This window comes from Pseudomonadota bacterium (genome assembly GCA_039024915.1).
Taxonomy (GTDB): domain Bacteria; phylum Pseudomonadota; class Alphaproteobacteria; order Rhizobiales; family MH13; genus MH13.
The window spans coordinates 15,005-37,329 of sequence record JBCCPK010000011.1 but is presented as its reverse complement, the minus strand read 5'-3'; the positions used below and the strand labels follow the sequence as shown (position 1 = coordinate 37,329).

Annotated in this window: 16 protein-coding genes; 2 read left to right on the top strand and 14 right to left on the bottom strand. The window is 60.2% G+C overall.

The window, feature by feature from the left end; all coding sequences use genetic code 11:
- From AAF739_17070 to AAF739_17045, 6 genes are all read right to left on the bottom strand, one after another.
- The coding region (locus AAF739_17070; protein ID MEM6384386.1) for a calcium-binding protein at positions 1 to 3,675 on the bottom strand (3,675 nt) is incomplete at its 3' end.
- A gap of 351 nt (positions 3,676 to 4,026) precedes the next feature.
- A complete protein-coding gene (locus AAF739_17065; GenBank protein MEM6384385.1) occupies positions 4,027 to 5,643 on the bottom strand; it encodes an EAL domain-containing protein in 1,617 nt (538 codons plus the stop codon).
- Positions 5,644 to 5,914: 271 nt separating this feature from the next.
- Positions 5,915 to 6,688, bottom strand: a complete 774-nt coding sequence (locus AAF739_17060) for a nuclear transport factor 2 family protein (GenBank protein MEM6384384.1) — start codon at positions 6,686 to 6,688, stop codon at positions 5,915 to 5,917.
- A gap of 12 nt (positions 6,689 to 6,700) precedes the next feature.
- Positions 6,701 to 7,216, bottom strand: a complete 516-nt coding sequence (locus AAF739_17055; protein ID MEM6384383.1) for a nuclear transport factor 2 family protein — start codon at positions 7,214 to 7,216, stop codon at positions 6,701 to 6,703.
- Between the two features lie 6 nt (positions 7,217 to 7,222).
- Positions 7,223 to 8,122, bottom strand: coding sequence for an MBL fold metallo-hydrolase (locus AAF739_17050; protein ID MEM6384382.1), 900 nt, complete (start codon positions 8,120 to 8,122; stop codon positions 7,223 to 7,225).
- Positions 8,123 to 8,145: 23 nt separating this feature from the next.
- Positions 8,146 to 8,430, bottom strand: a complete 285-nt coding sequence (locus tag AAF739_17045; GenBank protein ID MEM6384381.1) for a DUF2218 domain-containing protein — start codon at positions 8,428 to 8,430, stop codon at positions 8,146 to 8,148.
- Positions 8,431 to 8,526: 96 nt separating this feature from the next.
- Here AAF739_17045 and AAF739_17040 point away from each other — a divergent pair, with 96 nt between their 5' ends.
- The gene (locus AAF739_17040) at positions 8,527 to 9,402 is read left to right on the top strand and encodes a LysR family transcriptional regulator (GenBank protein ID MEM6384380.1); all 876 of its coding nucleotides are present in this window, start codon (positions 8,527 to 8,529) and stop codon (positions 9,400 to 9,402) included.
- Between the two features lie 121 nt (positions 9,403 to 9,523).
- Here AAF739_17040 and AAF739_17035 read toward each other — a convergent pair whose 3' ends face one another.
- The 7 genes from AAF739_17035 to AAF739_17005 are packed head-to-tail and all read right to left on the bottom strand — an operon-like array spanning position 9,524 to position 15,625.
- Positions 9,524 to 10,786 carry an ABC transporter substrate-binding protein gene (locus AAF739_17035; GenBank protein ID MEM6384379.1) on the bottom strand — a complete coding sequence of 421 codons (1,263 nt, stop codon included), beginning with the start codon at positions 10,784 to 10,786 and terminating at the stop codon, positions 9,524 to 9,526.
- Positions 10,786 to 11,778, bottom strand: a complete 993-nt coding sequence (locus tag AAF739_17030; GenBank protein MEM6384378.1) for a branched-chain amino acid ABC transporter permease — start codon at positions 11,776 to 11,778, stop codon at positions 10,786 to 10,788. The genes AAF739_17035 and AAF739_17030 overlap by 1 nt, the downstream gene beginning before the upstream one ends.
- The gene (locus AAF739_17025; protein MEM6384377.1) at positions 11,775 to 12,689 is read right to left on the bottom strand and encodes a branched-chain amino acid ABC transporter permease; all 915 of its coding nucleotides are present in this window, start codon (positions 12,687 to 12,689) and stop codon (positions 11,775 to 11,777) included. Before AAF739_17025 ends, AAF739_17030 begins: the two co-directional genes overlap by 4 nt.
- Positions 12,686 to 13,408, bottom strand: coding sequence for an ABC transporter ATP-binding protein (locus AAF739_17020; GenBank protein ID MEM6384376.1), 723 nt, complete (start codon positions 13,406 to 13,408; stop codon positions 12,686 to 12,688). Before AAF739_17020 ends, AAF739_17025 begins: the two co-directional genes overlap by 4 nt.
- Positions 13,405 to 14,172: an ABC transporter ATP-binding protein gene (locus AAF739_17015; GenBank protein MEM6384375.1), complete on the bottom strand. Its 768-nt coding sequence runs from the start codon at positions 14,170 to 14,172 to the stop codon at positions 13,405 to 13,407. Before AAF739_17015 ends, AAF739_17020 begins: the two co-directional genes overlap by 4 nt.
- Complete coding sequence (locus AAF739_17010) at positions 14,169 to 15,254, bottom strand: aldo/keto reductase (GenBank protein ID MEM6384374.1); 1,086 nt, start codon at positions 15,252 to 15,254, stop codon at positions 14,169 to 14,171. Before AAF739_17010 ends, AAF739_17015 begins: the two co-directional genes overlap by 4 nt.
- The gene (locus AAF739_17005; GenBank protein MEM6384373.1) at positions 15,251 to 15,625 is read right to left on the bottom strand and encodes a TIGR04076 family protein; all 375 of its coding nucleotides are present in this window, start codon (positions 15,623 to 15,625) and stop codon (positions 15,251 to 15,253) included. Before AAF739_17005 ends, AAF739_17010 begins: the two co-directional genes overlap by 4 nt.
- A 137-nt stretch (positions 15,626 to 15,762) precedes the next feature.
- Here AAF739_17005 and AAF739_17000 point away from each other — a divergent pair, with 137 nt between their 5' ends.
- Positions 15,763 to 17,247, top strand: coding sequence for an aldo/keto reductase (locus tag AAF739_17000; protein ID MEM6384372.1), 1,485 nt, complete (start codon positions 15,763 to 15,765; stop codon positions 17,245 to 17,247).
- Between the two features lie 80 nt (positions 17,248 to 17,327).
- Here the strand turns inward: AAF739_17000 and AAF739_16995 are convergent, their stop codons facing one another.
- Positions 17,328 to 21,851, bottom strand: a complete 4,524-nt coding sequence (locus tag AAF739_16995; protein MEM6384371.1) for a calcium-binding protein — start codon at positions 21,849 to 21,851, stop codon at positions 17,328 to 17,330.
- Positions 21,852 to 22,325 lie beyond the last annotated feature (474 nt).

The window sequence follows — 22,325 nt, the reverse complement described above, 5'->3', positions numbered from 1 at the left end:
GGTGTCCGTCCCCGCTCCACCCTCAAGCGTGTCATCACCTTCACCGCCATTGAGCTCATCGGTACCGTTCTGACCGCGCAAAGTATCGTTGCCATCCTGGCCATTGACCGTGTCGTTGCCGACATTGCCGTTCAACGTGTCATTGTCAGCGCCACCGTTGAGCGTATCCGCTCCATCGCCGCCGTTGGCAACATCATTCCCGCCCCCGCCACTGATCGTATCGGTGCCACCATTTCCGAACACAACATCATTGCCGCCTGAAGCGGCGATGATATCGATTGTCGATGATCCGCGGATCGTTTCCTCATCATTGTCGCCGTTGATCTGCACCTCTTCGCCCTGTCCGCCCCAGTCAACAAAGCTGAAGCCTGAAAGATCGACCGCGCTCGCAGCGTTTAGAAAGACAGCGAAGACCTCTTTTGAGTCTGCCAGATCGAGGCCGGTGATGGTGGCGTCCAACGCAAGTCCCGCGCCGATCTGGTCGGCGTTGATGAACAGCGTACGATCGGCTCCTGGCGCGATCGTGCCAAAGGTTACGGCGTTGATATCGACGAGCACGTGAGGCTGAAACCCCTGGACGAGGTTATTCGATCCACCCTCCAGTAAGATTGTATCGTGGCCGGTGCCGCCATCGAATGTCTCCTGCCCAAACAGGCCGTCGCCATCATTGAACACGAGGATGTCATCGCCATCACCGCCGAAAAAGCTGTCGCGGCCGTCGCCGCCATCCAGCCGGTCATTGCCATCAAGACCGGTCAGGATGTTGTTGCCCGTGTTGCCGGTGAGCGTGTCGGCGTGGGCCGAACCGGTGAGGTTTTCAATGCTCGTCTGGCTGTCGCCCTGTGCGTCGCCGCCGGAGAAGGTGTTCGTTCCCAGGTTGACCGTGACAGCGGCGGACGATGCCGCATAGGAGGCGGTGTCATCATCATCCCCGCCGTTCAGAACATCGCCGCCGGCGCCGCCTTCGAGGGTGTCGTCACCGTCGCCGCCGTTGAGCGTGTCCGTGCCGGCCATACCTTTGATGACATTCTCGTCGTCATCGCCGGTAAGCATGTCGTTTCCGGACCCGCCTGTAACGTTTTCGAAGTTGACGATCGTGTCACCCGTGGCATCGCCACCGGAGGTAAAATTGTCCGAAAGACGAACTTCGACGCCGACCGTGCTGGTCTCGTAGCTCACCGTATCATTGTCGCCACCGCCGCCATCGAGATCGTCAGCGCCAGGGCCGCCGATGATGATATCGTCTCCGGTCCCCCCATCGACTTCATCATCGCCGGCCTTGGCGTCGAAGCGGTCATTCAGATTGCCGAGCGTCACAATATCATCGACGACCGTGCCGTTCAGATCGGAGTCGGCATTTGGGGCGGTCAGGTTGATGTGGACCTTTTCGCCCTGGCCGCCCCAGTTGGTGAAATTGATCAACGACAGGTCGGCCGGTGGGCCGCCGGACACCCCGGTTTGCCGAATCTCGATGATCAGGGTTTCTGTGGAACCGGCAACGTCATGGCCATCAATGTCCAGTGTGGTCTGGATCGTGTTGTCGGTGGGAATGCTAAAAAAGAGCCGGCTCCCTGCCGAGATCACGAGCGTGCGGTCACCCCCCACACCGACCGTAGCGAAATCAATCAGTTCGACGTTCTGAACTTGGAGGCCGACCAGCGACTGGAGAATTGTGCCCGAGCCGCCTTCCAAGCGGACGGTGTCGGTGCCGTCCTGCCCGTCGATACTCTCCAGCGAGCCAACGGCTTGAGCCGGAAGATCGTTTGGCCCGATGATGAAGATGTCATCTCCATCGCGGCCCGACTGCAAATCATCGCCAAGCCCACCTGTGATGATGTCGTTGCCGGCCCCGCCAATGATGCGGTCATTACCATCGTCGCCGTTCAGCGTGTCACCGCCGCCGGAAGCAACGATCAGATCATCGTTATCGCCGCCGGAAATCGTATTGGGGGCGTCCTGCTCGCCTGCGATATCTTCGTTTGGTGAGGAGCTGGGCAGAATGAAGCTGCTGGTCGGGGCGTCTTGATCTGCGCGGAAACCGAGGAGCGTATCTTCACCCGCTCCGCCATTGATAGTGTCCCCGCCGGTACCGCCATAGATGATATCGTCGCCGCTTCCGCCGTTTAGAATGTCAGCGCCACTCTCGCCATCAATGACGTCGTTATTGTTCCCGCCAGAGATCGTATCGACGCCCGCGCCGCCGAACAGCTGATCGTCCCCTGCATCACCGTTGAGAGTATCATTGTCATCACCGCCGGATAGAACGTCGTCGCCGCCCCCGCCGGAAAGGTTGTCCTGACCTGGACCGCCGCCAATAAAGTCCTCCCCAGTGCCGCCGGTGAGTGTCGCGCTGCCATCGCCAGCTGCGATCACTTCGCCGGAGTTTCCAAGTGTGATGGTCTCATTGCCGGTGATGATCCGGGCGTCTTCACCGTTCAAGACAAAGCGGTTGTAAGTGTCGAAGGAGGCTGCGGTGCTCGGGCTCTCACGCAGCGTTGCAACAAGATCGCCGTTTGTGAGCAGCGCCAGGTCGGCTTCGGTGGTGCGGAGATGTCTGTTGAGCCAGATCGGATCGCCTTGGACGGTTCCGGTCTGGTCGACGTTTTGAATAATGATGGGGCTTATACCATCGACCTCGCGTTGCTCTTGCGCGTAGCCAATGATGGCCCCGCCATTGCCATCCTGCTCACCGAACAATCCTCCGCGAAAATTGTCCGGCCCGTTGTCGATGACAAACTCGTTTCCGAGCGCAACGCCGCTCGCATTGTAAAGGCGCCCGAAGACAGTCTGGACTGCAGGATCGAGCGGATCGTTCGCGCCCGTGATAACCGTCCAAACGGACATGAAGGTGTTATTGCCCAAGGCAATTAGAATAGTTTCGGCGGAAGAGAGCGGGCCGTCCAAAGTCTGCTCGGGACGAAAAACACCGGATAGGGCCGTTCCAGCGCTATCGAACACTGCAATCTGAGCGCTGCGCTCAAGACCGTCCAAACTGAAGCGGCTCCAGGTGAAGGCGAGGTTTCCGCCGGTTAGTTCGACCGCGTTGATCTCGCTGTACTGGATGTCCGGGCTCGAAAAGAACAGCCCGGCAGTCTCGGAGTTAACGAGGATCTCGCTGCCGACCTGATTGCCGGAGGAATCGAACCGCTGCGCGCGCAAAAAGGTTGTCGACGTGGTGTCGCCATTGTCGATTGCCGTCGTCCAGGCGACCATGAAACCACCGTTGGCCAGCGCAATGACTTCGGTGTTTCGATCAATACTCGATACGTTGACGCCCAACGCCGTGGTGTTCGCCTGGACCTGCCCGCCCAAGGCATTGCCTGCATTGTCGTACCGTTGAAAGAAGATCTCACGCTGGCCGCCGGGGGCCTCGCGGTTGAACGAGACAACGAACCCTCCGCCGGTCAGACCGGCAACATCCACGCCGGACTCGTTGACGGACGCCGATGCACTGACGGTGATCTGCGCCCCGACGGTCGCACCCGTCGCATCGAAAATCTGGACAAACGCATCGGCCTGCTGAGCGTTCGCTACGGACGAGTACGTTCCCCGACCTTGCTGGATCGCGACAACGAACCCGCCGTTTGCAAGCCCATCATTGACCGTCCGAACAATGCGCGTGTCCGATAGGAACTCGTCCTGAACTTGCCCTTCCACGAAGGTGTTGTCAGCCATGACTGTCCCCCTTTTTTGCCGGCAAACAGCCAACCACAGGCTTTTCGCGCGCTGCGTCCATTATGCACGTGCCGCTACGAACGCCTAGCTTCCGGGTGAGCTCAGCTGCGTCAGGGCATTCACATGTTCGCGAGATCGATACAGCTGACCTGCCGTCCGGTTAGCTTTCGGGTCCGACGTTTCTCACCGGGTACGCGGCGAATGGATGGCAGCTTAGGTTTGGGCGAACGCGCGCGAGGCCCGGGCGAGTCCAACGCCGCGGCGATGCTCAAGAACCTGCCAGTGAAGCGGAAGGCTATCGGATGACATTGGCCGACCGACCAGCCGGCAACAAACGCTACACGCTGAGGGTCACGCCGCTCGTTTTTCTGGCTTGTGCTGGTCAGAGGCAGGATACGCGGCGCCCGAGAGATCCGTCGGTTGTTCGTTGCCGTCAAACGACAACAGATCTGCTGCTGGCATTGGTCGGGCAAACAGGTAGCCCTGAGCCGCATCAACACCTGCATTGATCAATGCACTTGCTTGCTCCTCGGTCTCGACACCCTCTGCGACGGTGATCATGCCAAAGCGCTTGGCGGCGGACACGAACAGATCCAAAATCGCTGTTGAGCGGTCATCATCGTTGATGTGATCAACGAAAAACTTGTCGATCTTCAGAATCGACGCTTCGAGCATTTGCATGGCCGCTAAGCCGTTATGGCCGGTTCCTGCATCATCAATGGCGATACGGAAGCCGTGGCGCCTGAGCGACTGGACGTTGGCAGCGGCTTGGTCGGCGTATCTGATCTCCTGTCGCTCGGTTACCTCGATGCAGATCTGGCGCGGTTGCAATCCGTATCCGCTTGCCAGACCTTGCAGGAAGGTTGAAAACCCTGCTTCGCACAATTCGTCCGGTGTCACATTGATGCTGACGTACATCGTGGGATACCGATCATACATTTCGCCAAGCTCACCGGCGGCGGTTGAAACAATCATCTCCAGAAGCTTCGTGTTCAACCTGTGCTGTTCGATCAACGGTATGAACCGTGTCGGCGGAACAAACGTCCCATCGCGTTTGATCCAGCGCGCCAAGGCTTCGCATCCAAGGAGCCTGCCGGTCCGCACATCGACGATAGGTTGGAAGTACGGGCGTATCTCCCCGTTGCGAAGCGCTGTCTTTAGCTCGTCAAGCTCTTTGTTGGATCGGCCGACCGATGCCAACCCGGCCAGTCCGGCCACCGCAAACCCCAACACAGCCCAGCCCCACAAGACGGCAGCGGGGACATCCGTACGCCATCCCGAAAGCGCTTCTGACCCAAGCGATATCTCGGCCCTGACGGGGTATCTTTCGCCGAGCGCTTCAAAGCCAGTGGTTTCATCTGCATCGGGCGCTGCGGCGTCGTCGCCGGCGAAACTTGCAACGACCGTTGATCCGACGGTCAGTTCGACACGTCCGTAGGTTCGAATTTCATTGGGTAGAATATCAAACAGGATGGCGTCAGCGCTGATGGCAGTGACCAGCTCAAGATCAGAGCCAAGTCCCCAAGAGACGCCGATGGCGCGCGACCTATCGTCCATCAGAGCGCCAATTCGGTACCTCGGGTTCCGAGCTTGCTCCCAGGAAAGTCGCTCGCTGGCATCTGGAAGTGTTCCGCTCAGTTCACCGAAGCTCGAGCAGGACATCCCCGGTGAAATGAGGTGTGCGTCCGCGACCGTTCCTGTCTCAATAACCAGGCGCCGCAAGCTCTCTATGGCGGGTGCCGTACAGCCGTCAAAGCCAGCGAGTAAGAACTCGGAGTTGGCGATGACCACAAAATCGATCGCCTTCTCCGCTCGGCGGACAAGCTGCTGGGAAAGGCCTTCAAGTTGCCGAGCATTGCTGTGCTCGGAAACGGCGCGCTGCAGCGTCTGGCCACCAATTAGCCATGCGGCTAGCGCTATCGCAAAAGCCACGACAAAGCGCAGCGAGTATCGGTCGAAAGTTGGCATACGAAACATCACACCCGGCAAACTAAGCCACAACACTAAATTGGCTGCTAATCGGGTCGCCTTCGTGTGATGAAGTCGAGAATCTGGTGAATCGGCTGTAAATACGCGAGCCGTGGCGCTGACTGATAACGGCCAAATCTTGAGCCTCTAGCGCCAAAAGCCCACTTGGCTGCCGGCATCTTTCTGTCTTGTATCTGGCGACGGGCGCTCCTTTGGAAAGCACCCCAGTTCGATTAGGGGCAGGGGCGCACAGCGAGTTGGAACATGCTGGCTAGAATTTGCCGGAGTTCGCCCATTCGTCCTTCGGCGGCACCGGCTCCGAATTGTCCCAGTGCTCAACGATCTTGCCGTCCTCGACGCGGAAAAGATCGACCTGGCACAGGTCCTGATCTCCCCAGCGGGCGCGGTTCAGCGTGGCAACAAAGTTCCCTTCGCCGACCATAATGAAGCACTCCTGATAGGTCAGCTGGTTGTCTGGCTTTGAAACCAAAGCAAGGAAGTGCTCAAGGCCATCGGCTACATCGGGATTGTGTTGGATGTAGGTCTCGGTGCTGATGAAGTCGGCCATGCGGTCGATCTGGCGTTCAACGAGGCAGGTCTGAATGAAGCCGGCAACGAGCGCCTTGTTGGCCTCGGTCTTGTCGAGGTCGGTGACTTCAGTTGGGCCATCCCACTGGGTGCGTCCAGAAGGATTGGGTGGTTTCACTGCCGCGATCACATCCCAGTGCTCGATGATCTTGCCATCCTCATCACTGTCAAAGAAATCGGTGGTGATCCACTCAGCCTCGCCATCATTGATGTTCTGATGGGCCTGCAAGAACACATGTCGGCCGTCCTGGAGAGCGCGAACGACCCGGATATCGCGCCCCGGGTTGCGCGCGATGAAGGGCTCGAAGAAGGCAACAAAGCCTTCCACGCCATCCGCCACGCCAGTGGAGTGCTGCGTGTAGCGGTCGCCGGTGTATTTGGTGACCGCTTCCCGCGCCTTTCCATCGCGAATGCCTTCCATGTAGAGGCTGATCGCGTTTTGTTTGGCAGTCGGCATGGCGAATACCTCCTAGGTCCGGCCGTGATAGGCTTGGCTCAACGCGAAACTGTCCTCGAACCAGTGCCACAGCACGACCTGGCCGTCGCGAACCTTCGCACGCAATGCGAATGAGAACTCTCCAATTTCCTGGCCGGACTGGGTGGTAACCCCGTTCATCAATCCGAACACGGCTACCGTGTCGCCAGAAGCGAACGCGTCTGTGTTCTCCCACTTGGTGGTCTGCAGACCTGCACCAAACACTCCGAGGAAATCGAAGATCGCCTGCTTTCCGGTGATCCCGCCATGAATCCATGGGATGCTGGTGTCGCCTTCGTTGCGCCAGACCATATCGTCGGCCATCAGTGCGTTCATCGCGTCCATGTCGCCACCGCCCATGGCGCCCATAAAGGCCATGACGGTGTCGAACGAGGCTTGGGAGGTCGAGTCCATCTCTTGTGCTCCGGCGTGTTTGGTGAGGATGAGCGCCAGCGCGGCGCCCATTGATGTTGTCATAAAGGCTCTGCGGTTCATCGTTGTCTTGGTCATGATGGCCTACCGGGTCCAGTATTCGGGGATCAGACTGAGGAGGAACTCTCCGCCATAGCCGGGGTAGGCCTCCTTGATCATGGCGCCGGCCTCATCGGGCGTCGCGGCGGTGTTCATGATCTCGTCCATCGCCTTGATGTAGGCGATCGCCGTGGTCAGCTCGGCGCGTGTGGTCGGCAGGCCGTGACCGACCAGCAGCGTTTCGCAAGCTGGATCGTCGCGCAGTTCTTCAAGGATCGCGATCCAGTTGGATCGGTCCACGCCCGGTGCGAAGTAGACCCCGTTGTAGACGAGGTCCTGCACGATCGCGACCTGCTGCTCCGGCATAATGGTGACGATGGTTTGGGGTGCCTCGGCGTTCTGGTAATGCCGGAACTCGACCGGTACGCCGGACATCTCGGTCACGCCCATGGCGAGGTCTGGTCCGTCCATCACGTTGGTTGGCGCGGTAGCATCACCTGCGGCAGCTTCTGCAGCAACCGCGTCGCGGATTTCGGGGAGTGTCGCGAACTTCACGCCTTCGAACACATCCGCTGCGCTCCAGTGATCGGGGTGCTCGTGGCTGAGGATCGCCATGCCCACCGGCTTACCGGTTGAGGTGATAGCACCCGCCACTTCCACAGCGGTCGGAGGGATGAACGTGGAGTCGACCAACAGGAGCTGATCATCGAACTCGACGATGTGAGAGGTCACGCTGACGGCCTGCGCTGGCGAAACGTAAGTGTGGAACGTCACGCCGCCTTTGGAGAAGCTGTGCAACGTGCCGGCTGGCAGATCACCACCCTGCGCCAGAACGGGCGCTGGCTTGAAAGTCTCCCGCAATAAGGCGGCGGCACCAACGGTGAGGGTCGCGCCCTTGAGTAGCGAGCGGCGGGTGAGCATCGGGTTGGCATCAGAGGGCTGCATGGGTCGAACTCCTTGGGTTGACGTCAGGCGGTGCGCTGCCAGACGAGCGTGTGTGGCTCGCGGAACGCGAAGCGCGCGAGGTGGTCGGCGAGAAAGCGCTCGATCTTTGGAAGCTTGGACTGCGCGGCGGAAGCCTGCAGCGTCAGCGCGCTGTCAGTGGCCGTGAGATCGCATTCGCCCCATGGCAGCGACACGTGGCCCTCAGTCGGCGTGAACTGCGTGGGAACCTTGTGGCCGAAGTGCTTGCAAAGCTGTTGCAGATAGCGGCTGGCATTAGCGGTTTCGAAAGTCGTGATGGTCTGTGACATCTCTGGGATCCTTGGTGTTGGTCGCCAGAGATAGACGCTACGGTTCTTTCTGATTAGATGGGTTCCATCGCAATCACTTTTCGATTGGATCGAATAATGGCGGACGAGTACAAAGGGCTGGCCGTATTCGCAGCGGTGGCCGACGCCGGCAGCTTTAGCGGCGCGGCCAAGCGCCTGAAGCTCTCAACTTCGGTGGTCAGCCACCACATTTCCAAGCTTGAGGAGCGCCTTGGTGTTTCGCTGCTCTACCGGTCGACGCGTTCACTTTCGTTGACCGCGGAAGGCGAGAAGGTTCTCCCGGCTGCGCGCATGATGGTCACCTCTGCCCAGCAAGCTATGGATGCCTTGGCGGACGAGCTTGATCAGCTTGTCGGAGCGTTGCGCATCACAATGCCGACCTTCGGCATTCACACCGCTGTGCATCAAGCAGTTTGGCGTTTTGCCCAAGAGCATCCGATGGTGGCACTGACGCTGCACAGCACGGACCGGCAGGTTGACCTTGTGCGGGATGGCTTTGATCTCGGTATTCGCTTGGGCAACCTGGCCGACAGCAGCCTCAAGACACAACGCATTGGCATGTTCAGTCGGCGTTTGGTTGCGACACCTGACTATCTAGAGCGGCGCGGATCGCCCGCGACACCTGAAGCCCTTAAGTCTTGCGAGTTTATTGCGTTAGCCATGCTGCCAACCACCATCACGGTGCAAAAGGACGGTGAGCAGATAAGCTTCGATCCAGACAACGTCCGGCTCGAAGTTGATACTGTGGCGGCTGCCAAGGCGGCGGTTGTTGCCGGCTTGGGTCTGCAACGGCTGCCACTGAGTGAGGTTGAATTGGAGCTAGCCTCCGGAGAGCTCGTCGAAGCTTTACCAGGCTGGCGACCGCCAGACCTCGGTGTCTACGCTGTTTGGCCGGATGCTGGCTCGCAGAAGAAACTCACCCGGCGACTGGTCGAATTCCTCGCTGCATTTTGAGGCGTGGCTCGCGTCTCCGTTCGACGCAAAAGCGCCATTCGTCGCGACGACTTTCAGACAGCTCATGAGCGCCTGTCCCCCTGGCCCTGCAGAAGGGCCAGGGTATGGAGCAGCAGACCGCTTAGTTCATCTCGGCCATAAATGCCGCGACCTCTTCGAGCGTGATGTAGCGCTCTTCCGATGGGCCGGCTTCGGCGAAGACCCACGAGACCGCAGGAGCGGACACATTGCCGTTCGCATCAAACGTCACCGCGCCTGTCGCGCCTTGATAGGAAACCGTGCCGCCATCGGACAACACGTCCATCGCGCGCGCAAAGCCCTCCACGGTGGCGGGAATCACCTCACCGGACGGGTCGGTCACAGCCGGCACTTTGGCGGCGATCTCGGCACCGGTCGCGTCTTTGCCGGCCGCGTGGTAGGCAAGCAGCGCGATGGCGGCCGCGTCGAACGAGTTGGCAAGACCCGGTCCGCTCGGTGGTCCATCGAACTGCGCGGTGTAGGCTTCGACGAACGCGTCGGCGCTCGCGACGCGTGGGCTCGACGTATCAGTACCAATGAACGCATCGAGATTGTCGAGACCAACAGCGGTGCGGAAATCATCCGACTTCAGCGAGTTGGCACCAATCATCGTCGACGTACCGCCAAGCCCGAGCCACTCGCGCACGAAGGAAATCCCTTCGGTTGGGTAGAGAGCCAGATAAAGTGCCTCGGGCTGGTCGCGCAGCGCTTGAGTGGCTTCAGCGCGGTAGCTGGGCTGCGCATCATTGATCGCGATGCTCTCATGCACCGTGATGCCGACTGCCTCAAAGGCTTCGGAGGCGATACGGCCAATATCCTGTCCCCAGTCATCGTTCTTGAAGACCACCGTGATGCTCTCGATACCAGCATCCTGCGCAAGCATGGCGGCAACGGCGGCCTGTACATCCGCGGTGGCAAAGGTGCGAAACCACAGCCCGTTCGCTTCACCGGAGGCCGCAATTTCGGTGAGGCGCGTCGAAGAGGAGCAGCACGACATCTGCATCACGCCAGCAGGCGCAGTCACCGAGGTGAGGATCGGGATCGAAATGCCAGACGAGACCGTACCGATAAGAAGTTCAACACCATCCAGGTCGACCAAGGCACGCGCAGCATCGACGCCGACGCGGCTGTCGTTCTGATCGTCGCGCAGGATCATGTTGACCTCGCAGCCATCGACCCCACCGGCCTCGTCGATCATGTCGCCGACCCACAGCGCTGTTTGGGCAATCGGTTGGCCCCAATCGACCGAAGTGGGATACACGGTGCCGACATCGACAGTGCAATCCTGCGCCATGGCAGGCGCCGCCTGTAGGCCCATGGTCAGCGCGGTTGCGCCAGCTAGTCCAAGAAGTGTCCGTTTGATCATCAGTTTGCCTTCCTTGAGGGTGCGGCCTTGCCGGCCGTCATGGTTGCATTTGGGGAGGGTGTGGTGCTGGAAATACGTTCGGGTAAAAGTCCTTCAGGCCGCCACAAAAGCATGGTCACGATCAAAGTGCCAATGAGAATGTACTGAATGGACCCCGCATCGAGCTGCATCGAGTCCGGTGCGAGACGGGTGAGCGCAAATCCCGAAAGCGTCCAGACGCCCCAGATCAGCACCGCGCCAAGCACTGCACCGCGATTGTTCCCCGCACCGCCGACGATCAGCATCGCCCAGACCTGGAAAGTCAGCACGGGTAGAAGGTCCTGCGGGCTGATAAAAGCGGTGTAGGAGACATACAGCCCGCCACCAGCGCCCATGATGGCCGAGCCGATAACCAGCGACCACAGCCGCAGGCGGGCCGGATTTTTGCCGAGTGCGCGAGCGGCTGTCTCGTCTTCGCGGATGGCGCGCAGTGCGCGGCCGAAGGGCGAATGCACAAGCCGTTCGATACCCCACCAGACCAGCGCCAAAACCACGAGGACGATGGCAAGGAAGACGAGCCCATAGGTGAAGGTGTCGCCCACCATCTCTTCGAAGGGTCTGGGAAAACCACGCATTCCGCGCGCGCCACCGGTCAGCCATTGCGCGTTGCGCGCGAGCGACTCGAGCGCCACCGCGACACCGAAGGTGGAGATGGCGAGATAATCGTGTTTGAGCCGGAGCGTCAGAATACCCACCACCCAGGCGAGCGCCGCCGCAAACAGGATTCCTCCGGTAATGGCCACGAGCCACGGCAGCTCGAACCCGCCGAATTGGCCGGGCTCAGGTCCACTGCCCAAGATCATCGTGCCGTAGGCACCTGCGCCGAAGAAGGCCACGATCCCGCCATTGAACAGGCCCGTGTAACCCCACTGCAGGTTCAGCCCGAGGGTGATGATCGCCATGATCCCGGCCATGGTCAGGAAGAACGCGAGGTAGGAGACGAGCCCGATCATCGCGTTTCCTCACCGAACAGGCCTTGGGGGCGAACAATGAGCACCGCGAGGATGATCAGAAACGGCATCGCCGGTGCGTAGCCTGCGGGCAGGAGCATCAAGGCGAGCCCGGAGGCGATGCCAACGATGAACCCGCCCAGCACCGCACCGTAGACGCTGCCAATGCCGCCAACGATGGTCGCCGCGAACACGGGCAAAAGGAACACATGCCCGATGAGCGGGTTTAGCTGGTTGGTCAGCGCGTACAGCGTGCCCGCAGCTGCCGACAGGCTGCCGGCGATGATCCAGACCGCAACGATGACCGCCGAAAGCTTCACGCCCGCGACCTGGGCAAGAGTGGGGTTTTCCGCCACCGCGCGGATCGCGAAGCCGAAGGTGGTGCGCGTCAGCACAAGGTGTAGCGCCAGCATGAGAAGGAGTGCCAACCCCAGAACGAAGACCTGATCGGGCTTGATGAGGATCAGCGGATCGAAGCTCAGCACATGCGCCCGCGCGATCTCCTGGCTGTAGAGCTGCGCATGATGGCCGAAAATCAGAACGATCACGTTGCGGATCACAAGCGCGACCCCGAAGCTCGCGAACACCATGGAAAGGGGGTCGGCATTCTGGCGAATGCGGCGGAAGATAAGCCGATCGATGATCACCGCAGACAGGCCCGTTACCAGCATGGCGATCACCATCGCGAGGGCCAGCGCGCCGGTGAGGGTGAGGGGTGCAAAGGCGTTGTCGAGCACCGGCACCAGCGCCGAAAAAAGCCCGTCGAACACGAGCGACGCGTACGCCCCGATGGCGAGCAGTTCGGCATAGGAGAAGTTCGCAAAGCGCAACATATGCATGATCAGCGTCAGGCCGATGGCCCCAAGCGAAATGATCGCGCCGGTCAGCACGCCGTCGAGCAGAGCCTGGATCATGCGGCGTTTATCCGCTTGCCGCCGAGATAAATCTCCCCCACCACCGGGTCATTGGCGATGTCGGCGGCAGGTCCATCGATCTGGTTGCGGCCTTCGGCGAGAATGTAGCAGTGATCAGCGACGCGAAGCGCCTGCTTCACGTTTTGCTCGACGAGCAGAACCGTGACGCCTTGATCGGTCAGGCTGCGCACCAGATCGAGTACCTCGGTCGCAGTCTTTGGCGACAGGCCGGCGGACGGCTCATCGAGCAGCATGACGGACGGTTTGCGGCTCAAGGCCATGGCCATGGCCAGCATTTGTCGCTGCCCGCCAGAAAGGGCAGCGGCCTTATCGCGCTGTTTGTCCCGCAGGGCGGGGAACAGCTCATAAAGCTCACTGATCCGCGTTTGCGGATCGGGAGCGCCACGCAAGGTCAGCGCCAGATTTTCGTCGATTGTCAGCGTGCGGAAAATGTTGTCGGTCTGCGGCACGTAGGCGAGGCCATGCAGGCCCATCAAGTCGGGCCTAAGGCCCGTGACCTCCGTGTCGTCCAGCATCACCCGTCCGGCGCTGATGGGCACCAGCCCGGCGATTGCTTTGATCAAGGTGGATTTGCCCGCGCCATTCGGCCCGATGATCGTCGTCAGTTTCCCGGCCTCAGCGGCCAGATCGACGTCGGTTAGGATTGGCAAATCGCGCACATAACCCGCTTCGATGCCATCCACCCGCAGCCCTGTCATGCCGGCGCTCCGAGATAGGCGTCGAGCAATTCGGGGTTCACCCGCGCCTCATCGGCGGTGCCCTCGAACATGACCTTGCCTTCGGCGAGCGCGATCACCGGATCGCAATGGCGCATCACGAAATCCATGTCGTGCTCGATGATGACAAAAGTCATACCGCGCCGGTTCAGTTCTTCGATACGGTCGATCAGGATCGCCGTCAGCGAGGGGTTCACGCCCGCTGCGGGTTCATCAAGCAAGATCACCGACGGATCACCCATCAAGGCGCGGCCAAGCTCGAGCAGTTTCATCTGTCCACCAGAAATCTTGCCTGCAGGATGGTCGGCTAGGTGGTCGAGGGTCACGAAGTCGAGAATTTCATGTGCCTTCTCCCGTAGGGACCGTTCTTGCGCCGCGACCCGGCCCCGCCGGAACAAGGCGCCGGGCACGCTTTCGCCAATCTGCGCCGGCGGTGCGAGCAGCAGATTGTCGATCACGCTCATGCGCTTGAAGGGACGGGGAATTTGAAAGGTGCGCGCAAGGCCCATTCCAAAAAGCGCTTCGGCGGATCGCCCCGTTACGTCTTTGCCATCCAGGGCCACCGTGCCGCTCGTTGGCTTCAACGTTCCGGCGACCATGTTGAAAAGCGTTGTCTTGCCCGCTCCATTGGGGCCGATAAGCCCGGTCATGCTACCACGCCTGATGGCGAGCGAGACATCATCAACGGCGCGGAATGGGCCGAAGTCACGGGTCAGGCCGGAAATGGTCAGAACCGGGTCGCTCACGCGCCCGCCTCGGCACCGTGCACCTGATCGGCGGGGTCGGTGTTGAGATTGTATTTCATGATCCGGCCATGGCGGCTCGTCCGGTCGCCTTCGAGACCATAGACGGGGCCATTGGGACCGCCCGCCTGGGCATGAATGGTGGCGATGGCCTCCCGGTCCTCATCGTCGAGCACCAGTGAAAACGCCTCAAGCGTTTTGGGTAGATGACGGGCGTAACGCGCGCCAACGATGGCGGCGGCCACCTGTGGTTGATCGAGCACCCAGCGCGTTGCGACCGAGGAAAGCGATACGCCATGCTTGTCCCCGATGGCTTGCAGCGTTCGCAACAAGTCCTGGAACAGGTCCCACGACCCAAACTCGTCGATGATGAGGCGATATTTGATGAGACTGCGGTTTTCGAACGCGAAACCCGGGTCTAGCTGGCCCAGCCAGGCAGGTGTCAGGAAGCCGCCTGCCAGCGTGCCATAGGCCAAAATCTGCACATCCCGCTGCGCCGCCCAATCGCTGAACGCGCCCGCGGGGCGCCGGTCGAGCACGGAGTATTGCACCTGCGCGGACACGACATCGAAGCCCGCATCGCAGAACCGGTCCATCACCGGCGAGTCCCAATTGGTGGTGCCCAGATGGGCGATCTTGCCCTTGGCTTGGCAAGCCTTCAGGACCTCCAGCGCCTCGACCGCGCTCCCAAGGCTCATGTCCCACCAAAAGAACTGCACCAGCGGTATGCGCTCGATTTGGAGGCGCTTGAGCGAGCGATCAACGATGGCCTCCACTTCGTGTGGCTGTATGTCGGCGAGGCGCGTAAGGTCCGGCACCAGCTTGGTATGCACCATCACCTTGTCCGCGGTCTCCGACCCGCGCCGCTTGCGGACATCGCCGATGAATGTTCCAATCATCTCTTCGACGCCGGTGTAGATGTCCGCGCAGTCGAAAGTGGTGATCCCGGCGTCGAGAAAAGCTTCCATGTCGGCGACGGCCTCATCCGGGCGCACCTCGCCATGGTCACCCGCAAGCTGCCAACCGCCTTTGATGATCCGCGAGATCGTGTGACCGGGCCGCAGGTCAGCCGTTTCCACGCTCATGAACTCTCATCCTGCCAGTAGGGGCTGGACCGTTCATCCGGCAGTCCGGTGGTCGCGGCATGGGAGAACCAGCGTTTGTCTTCGCGGATCACCTTGAAGCGTCCGCCACAATGGGGGTCCGGGCAGGCGATCTCCGCGTCGGTGCTCATCCAGTCATCATCGTCGGTGATCCGCTGCTTAGCGGGAAGCAGCGGCAGGAGTGCCGCGAGTGCGTACATCGAGATTTTCTGCTGGTTGTCGAAGACAAGGTTCTCGCCGATGACCTGGAAGCTCTCGCCTTCGATATGGCGGCAGACGGGGGTGCGGTCATCGAGAATAGTCTCGACCCGCAGATCGTAGAGCCAGAAGCCGCGCTCCCTATCTTTCAGCATGTGCCCACTCATTCACGCGTCACAGGCAATGCTGTCCCGCTTGTTTGTTCCTATTGCTGTGTTTAGTCACAAGGTCCAAGTCGCGCTGTCAAGAAGCCACCCTGTCAAGCGGGCCGCGCCCCACGAGAATGATCCATATGCCGAACCACCCCGACCGTTTCCGCCTGTCCGATACGCTGACCATCTCCCGCGCTCTGACGGGCCTGTGGCAGGTCGCCGACATCGAGAAGGATGGTGACGTCATCGATCCTCAAACGGGTGCCGACTGGCTCACGGCCTATGCCGACGCTGGGTTCGACACGTTCGACATGGCCGACCATTACGGCACGGCGGAAATCATCACTGGGCGCCTTCTGGCACGAGAGCGCTCGCAGCGTCCGCACGCTTTCACCAAATGGTGCCCAGCGCCGGGGCCGATGACCGCCGATGTGGTGCGCGCGGGCGTCGAAGAGCGGCTTAAGCGGTTGGGGGTCGAGCAAATTGACCTTCTGCAGTTCCACTGGTGGAGCTTCGAGCACCCGCAGTGGCTGGACGCTTTGCATGAACTGTCGCGGCTACGCGATGAGGGCCTGATCAACGAACTTGGAGTCACGAACTTTGACGCCGCTCACTTTAATCTCGCGGTGTCAGATGGCGTGCCGCTCCTGACCAACCAGGTCAGCTTCTCCTTGATGGACCGCCGTGCAGCGGGCGACCTCGTGGACGTTTGCGAAAAGCACGGGGCGTGGCTTCTCGCCTACGGCACGCTCAACGGCGGGTTCCTGTCGGAAAAGTGGCTCGGCCAGCCCGAACCGGCGGACATCGCCGATTGGTCGAAGATGAAGTATCATCGCTTCATCCGGATCGCTGGCGGGTGGGCCGCGTTTCAGACCGTCCTGAATGCGGCGTCCAGCGTAGCGACCAAGCATAACGTCGCCGTGTCGAATGTCGCGACGCGTTGGGTGCTGGAGCAGAGGCGGGTCGCGGGCGTCATCATCGGCGCTCGGCTTGGTGAGGCAGTCCACACGGCGAGCAACAGCCAGCTATTTGGCTTCGAGCTTGACGACGAGGATAAGGCCACGCTTGAGGCTGCGTTCGCTACGACGGAGCCGATCCCCGGCGATTGTGGCGATGAATACCGAAAGCCGCCGTTCCTGACCGCGTCCGGCGATCTCTCTCACCATCTCGATGCACTACCGAAGCCCTTTGAGGCTAAAGAAAATGAGACGGGCGCGACGCAGGTGTTGACCGGGTCCTATTGGGAAGATGTGGCGGGCTACTGCCGCGCGCAGCGGATCGGCGACCGCATCCTCGTTTCCGGGACGACCGCCGTCGCGGGCGCGGATCGTGCTGTCGCGCCGCAAGATGCCGCCGCGCAGACCACCTATATTCTCGATCGGATCATCGCCGCAGTCACATCGCTAGGCGGCGCGGTCGAGGACGTCGCCCGAACGCGCGTCTATATCACCCATGAAGCAGATGTGGAGGCCATCGCCCGCGCGCACGGACGCGTGTTCGGTAGCATAAAACCCGCCAACACGCTCTACCGCGTCGGCGGATTGATCGGTGACCATCGCGTTGAAATCGACGCCGAAGCCATCGTCCGGCCAAACGGCCAGGCCACGCTCACGTCCGGGCTTTAGCGCCAGGAAGGGCTGCGATCGGACGGGCGCGCGGCTCACTGGCAGGACCAAAGAATAAAAATCTGCAGCTTTCACCACCCTCAGATGAGGATATCGTCGGTCAGCTGCGCCTGGGTGGTGTTCTCAATCGTGAATGTATTTGCGCCGAAGGTGAAGACGACGTCGCCCGTGACATCGGCTGCGAAGGAGAGCGCGCCATTGACGCTGGCGAAGTTGAAGGCGGTCAGGTCCAGTTGATCGATGTCGTCCTGGAAGTCGGTGACGGTGTCGTTGCCAAAGCCTGCCGCGAAGACAAACGTATCTGCACCTGTACCCCCGGTTAACGTGTCTGTACCGGTGCCACCATTGAGGAAATCATTGTCTTCCCGGCCCTGCAGCGTGTCATTGCCGGACCCACCAAACAGGAAATCGTCGCTCGCACCGGCTTGTAGAAAATCGTTTCCGGCTTCGCCCAGCAACGTATCTTCTCCAAAGCCGCCGAACAGGCTGTCATTGTCAGCCCCGCCTTCCAGCGTGTCATCGCCCGAGCCTGACGAAATGAAGTCATTGCCCGCCTGGCCGCGGGAGATATCGTCGCCCGCACCGCCGAACATACGGTCATTGCCGCCACCACCGTTCAGTGTGTCGTTGTCCGCGCCACCGGCCATGACGTCATTGCCTGCATTACCCGACAAAACATCGACGCCGCCGCCACCGCTGAGGTTGTCGTTGCCTTCATCGCCGACCAACGTGTCATTGCCCCCACCGCCGGCAAGGATGTCGTTCGATGCCCCACCATTGAGGAAATCGTTCCCAAGATCGCCGTTGAGATTGTCGAAGTCTGCACCACCAAACAGCCGGTCGTTTCCAAAACCGCCCATGAGCGTGTCGTTGCCCGCGCAGCCAGCAAGGACGTAGTTCCCCCCATCTCCGTTCAGTGTGTCGGGACCGCCACCACCGTTGAGGTTATCGGCGCCCTCACCGCCGTTCAGGGTGTCTATCCCCGCCCCGCCTTCGAGCGTGTCGTTGCCCGCACCGCCACTGAGAATATCGGTCCCGTTCTGACCGCGCAGCGTGTCGTTGCCCTCGCCGCCGTTCAACCTGTCATTGCCGATGTTGCCATTGAGGGTGTCATCGCCGCCGAAGCCATTGACCAGATCCAGCCCGTCAAGTGCGCTGATCACCTCTCCCTCGCCCGAGCCGAACAATACATCGGGCCCGTTGGTCGCCACATCAGCCTTCTCGAACGCACCGACATCGGTACCGGTGCCAACCGTGCGCGGCGCACCGCGGGCGTCCTCCGTCAGGTTCTGATCATTGTTGCCAGCATCGATGGCGGGTGAGCCTGGCAAAAGCGCAATCGTCTGAACCGGACCACCTCCATTGCCCAGCGACCCGAGCAACGGGTCGACCGGCGCAGCCGTCGTGCCAACAACGTCACTAGCCACGCCGTTGTTGAAGAAATTGATTCCAACAAACTGCCCATCGCCGATGAGATTGTCGCCAAGGGAGACAAAGACGTTGGTGGTGTCCGTCACCGCCTGGGTCCCGACATCGGCGCCAGCGTCGGCTTGCGTCGCCATATTGTCGGCGATGATGGTGGAGGAAACTTCGGTTCGTGTGTCGCTGTCGCCGTAGCTGGCAATGCCACCGGAAACCCCGGCGCTGTTGCCGCTCACCGTAGAATTGTGAAGGACAAGCAGACCATTGACGTTGAAGATGCCGCCGCCCGCATTGGTGGCTGTGTTACCGGTAATCGTCGTGTTGGAAATCGTGGTCGTCGTGCCCACCAAGTCGGTATTGGAATAGATACCGCCGCCTTGATTGCCCGAGCTGTTGCCTACGATGAGGCTGTTGTTGACGGTTAGCTGAACGTCATTGTTGTAGATGCCCCCGCCATATTGCGCGGCATAGCTGTCTCTGATGATGCTGTTGTTGATGGTCAGGCTGCTGGAAGACGAGTTGATGTTGATCGCGCCACCGTCATAGTCGCCATACCCGTTGGTGATATCCAGACTGTTGAGGGTTACGTCCGTACCGTTGTCGCGCACGTTGAAGACCCGGCTGACATCATTGCCGCTGATCGTAATGTCAGGCGTGTCGTTTCCATCAACATCGCCATCAATGCTCATGTCTGACCGGAGGTCCAAACGACCTTGCGTGAGCGTTATGGTTCCCCCGGCAAGGCTCGCATCAAAGAGAATCGTATTGGCCGTGGTTTTGTCCTGGTTGGCGAGGAAAATCGCCTCACGCAGCGACAAATCGTTTGGCCCGCCCATAAGCCCGAGGCTGCTGTCGGGGCCGGGGAAATCCAGTTCATCATCAAGGGTGGTGACGACCAGAATAGACGGTGGCGAGGCGACGATCTGCAACTCAAACGCGCCGATATCCGCGCCTGCGCCGCTTTCGCGCGAGACGCCGCGGGCATCGGACGTGAGCGATCCACCATTGTTGCCGGCGTCAATCGCCGAACTGGCCGGATCGAGTGCAAAGGTCTGTACCGGGCCGCCATTATCGGCGAGGACATTCACACCGGCATTTCCGGTTCCCACGATGTCGCCATTGGTGCCGCTGACGAAGAACGCGACACCGTTGAAGCTTCCATCATCCAGCAGGTTGTTGCCGCCTGAAACGAAGCTGCTGGTCGTGTTGGTCGGATCTTCCGAACCGACGTCGTTCCCATAGTTAGCGAAGTCCGCTGTGTTTCCGAAGAACAGCGTCGATGAAATCTCGGTCCGCGTGTCGCTGTCTCCTTCCGAGCCAACGCCAGCGGAGTAATCAGCGGTGTTGCCAACCAGGGTCGAGTTGCGCAGAACGAGGAGGCCTTCCCGGTTGAAGATGCCGCCTCCAGCGGCACTGCTGTCGTTTCCAGCGCTGTTCCTTGCAATCGTTGTATTCACGACCGTTGCGGTTCGGTCCGTCAGGTTTCCGTCGATGAATATCCCGCCGCCTTCTAAACCGGCCCGGTTGTCGACGATCAGGCTCGAATTCACCGTCAGATTGGTGTCTCTCGCGAAGATCGCGCCGCCGCTTAGAGCAGCGTAGCTGTTTTGGATTGTGGTGTCGTTGATCGTGAGACTGTCTATATCGGATGCCTGGATGGCACCGCCATTGGCACTAAAGCCGCCCGTCAGTGTCAGGCTTTCGAACGTAATGTCCTGCTGCCTGTTGCTGCCCCGAAGCAAAAATAGCCCAAAGATACTGGCATTGTTCCCGATGGTGATGTCGGCTTTGTTATCACCATCGATATCGCCATCGATGGTCATGCTGGTGTTGAAGCTCAGCGCTCCCAAATCGAGGTCGATCGTCCCGCCAGCAAGGCTGGGATCAAAGGTTATGATGTTGCTGACGGTGGGATTGATTTGTGCAAGGTGAATGGCCTCGCGCAGCGACAGATCGTTCGCACCGCCCATGATGGCCAAGTTTGCATCGGGCGCTGCGCTGTCGGACTCGTCGTCGAGAATGGTGACGACGAGGTTCGTGGGTGCGGGCACGAAGTTCTGAAACTCGAACGCACCAATATCTGTTCCCGTCCCATTGTCGCGAAGAAGACCGCGCGCATCGGTTGGTAGGGACAGGTTGTTGTTCCCTGTATCGATTGCTGGACTGCCTTGCTCCAGCGCTTTGGTCTGGACAGGGCCACCATTATCGCGGAGGTTGGTATCCACGCCAGGATCGATGACTGCGCCGGTCGTGCCGACAAGGTCGCCATTAACGCCATTGTTGAAGAAATTGATGCCATTGAATTGACCGTTGCCGATCAGGTTGTTGCCCAGTGAAACAAATGTGTTGGTGTCGTTTGTCTGCGCGTGCGTTCCGACGTCGACGCCCGTGCCGCTGGTGCCGCCGGAGCCAAACGCAAAGTTGTCGGCAATGATCGTCGACGACACTTCGGTGCGCGCACCTGCACCACCATAGGATGCGACGCCACCGCCGACGTTTGCGAGGTTTGTGACGACGGTTGAGTTCTGTAGGACAAGCAGCCCTTCTGCATTGAAAATGGCGCCGCCGGAATTGTTCGTGTTGGTCCCTGCAAAATTGTTGGTGAATGTTGTGTTGGTAATCGTTGTCGTTGTGCCTGAAAGGTCGGTGTTGGAAAAAATCGCGCCGCCATCATCAGCTGCTCCGTTGGTGTGCAACAAACTGTTGGTGATGGTCAGCGTAGCGTCGTAGACGTAGACCCCGCCGCCGCTGACGGTGGCGTTGCTTCCTCTGATTGTGCTGTCATTGATGGTCAGGCTTTCCGCTCGGTTGCGGACGATGATCGCGCCGCCGAAATCCGCTTGTCCATCGGTCAGCGTGAGGCTGTTGAGGGTCACATCGGTGCCCAGAAGTCCAACCTCGAAGACGCGCGATGCATCATTCCCGTCTAGCGTGATGTCGGCTTTGTCGTCGCCATCGATATCGCCGTCGATGACCATGTCGGAGGTCAGCTCCAACTGGCCCTGTGTCAGCGTGATCGTTTGACCCGAAAGGCTCGCGTCGAAGGTGATCGTGTCGGAAGCGGTGGTGGCGTTGGCCAGACTGATTGCCTCGCGCAGGGAAAGCCCCGTGCCGCCAGGGGAGCCGGTTGTTGCCCCGCTGTCGTTCTCGTCCGCAACCGTTGTAACGACGAAGTTTGCCATGATGCGCCCCAACCAGATTTGTCCGTTTGGTCAAACTAGCATCACCGCCGAGCGAGAAGCGACCGCCCATACTGATCGATAGTTCTACGTAGCGTCACTTTTTCTATGGTCACATAGTCGCGGTCCGAGGTGTTCAAGACCGAAAACCGGTTTGGAAAGCTCAGCAGTCCTTCCGGGCCTGCCGCATTCACCGGGCCAGATAAGGCCGCGCTTTGGCTGAACTGTAAGGCGCAGGTTCTAATGGCCAAAAAGGCGGTATTTGTGGGAATGACCGCTTACAGGCGGTTAGGCGTGAAAAGCGTTGCAGTTATAGGGGCTTAGGACGGCATCGCTGATCGTAATGATCGCGAAAGGCAAAACGGGGTGCGCAAGTTCATATGGCACAAACGCGAGGCCGGGCGCGGCGCCAAAACCGCAAGCCATTGAAAACGTTGATACGGGGAAGTTGGAACTCTGCCAGATACCGCCAAAGTG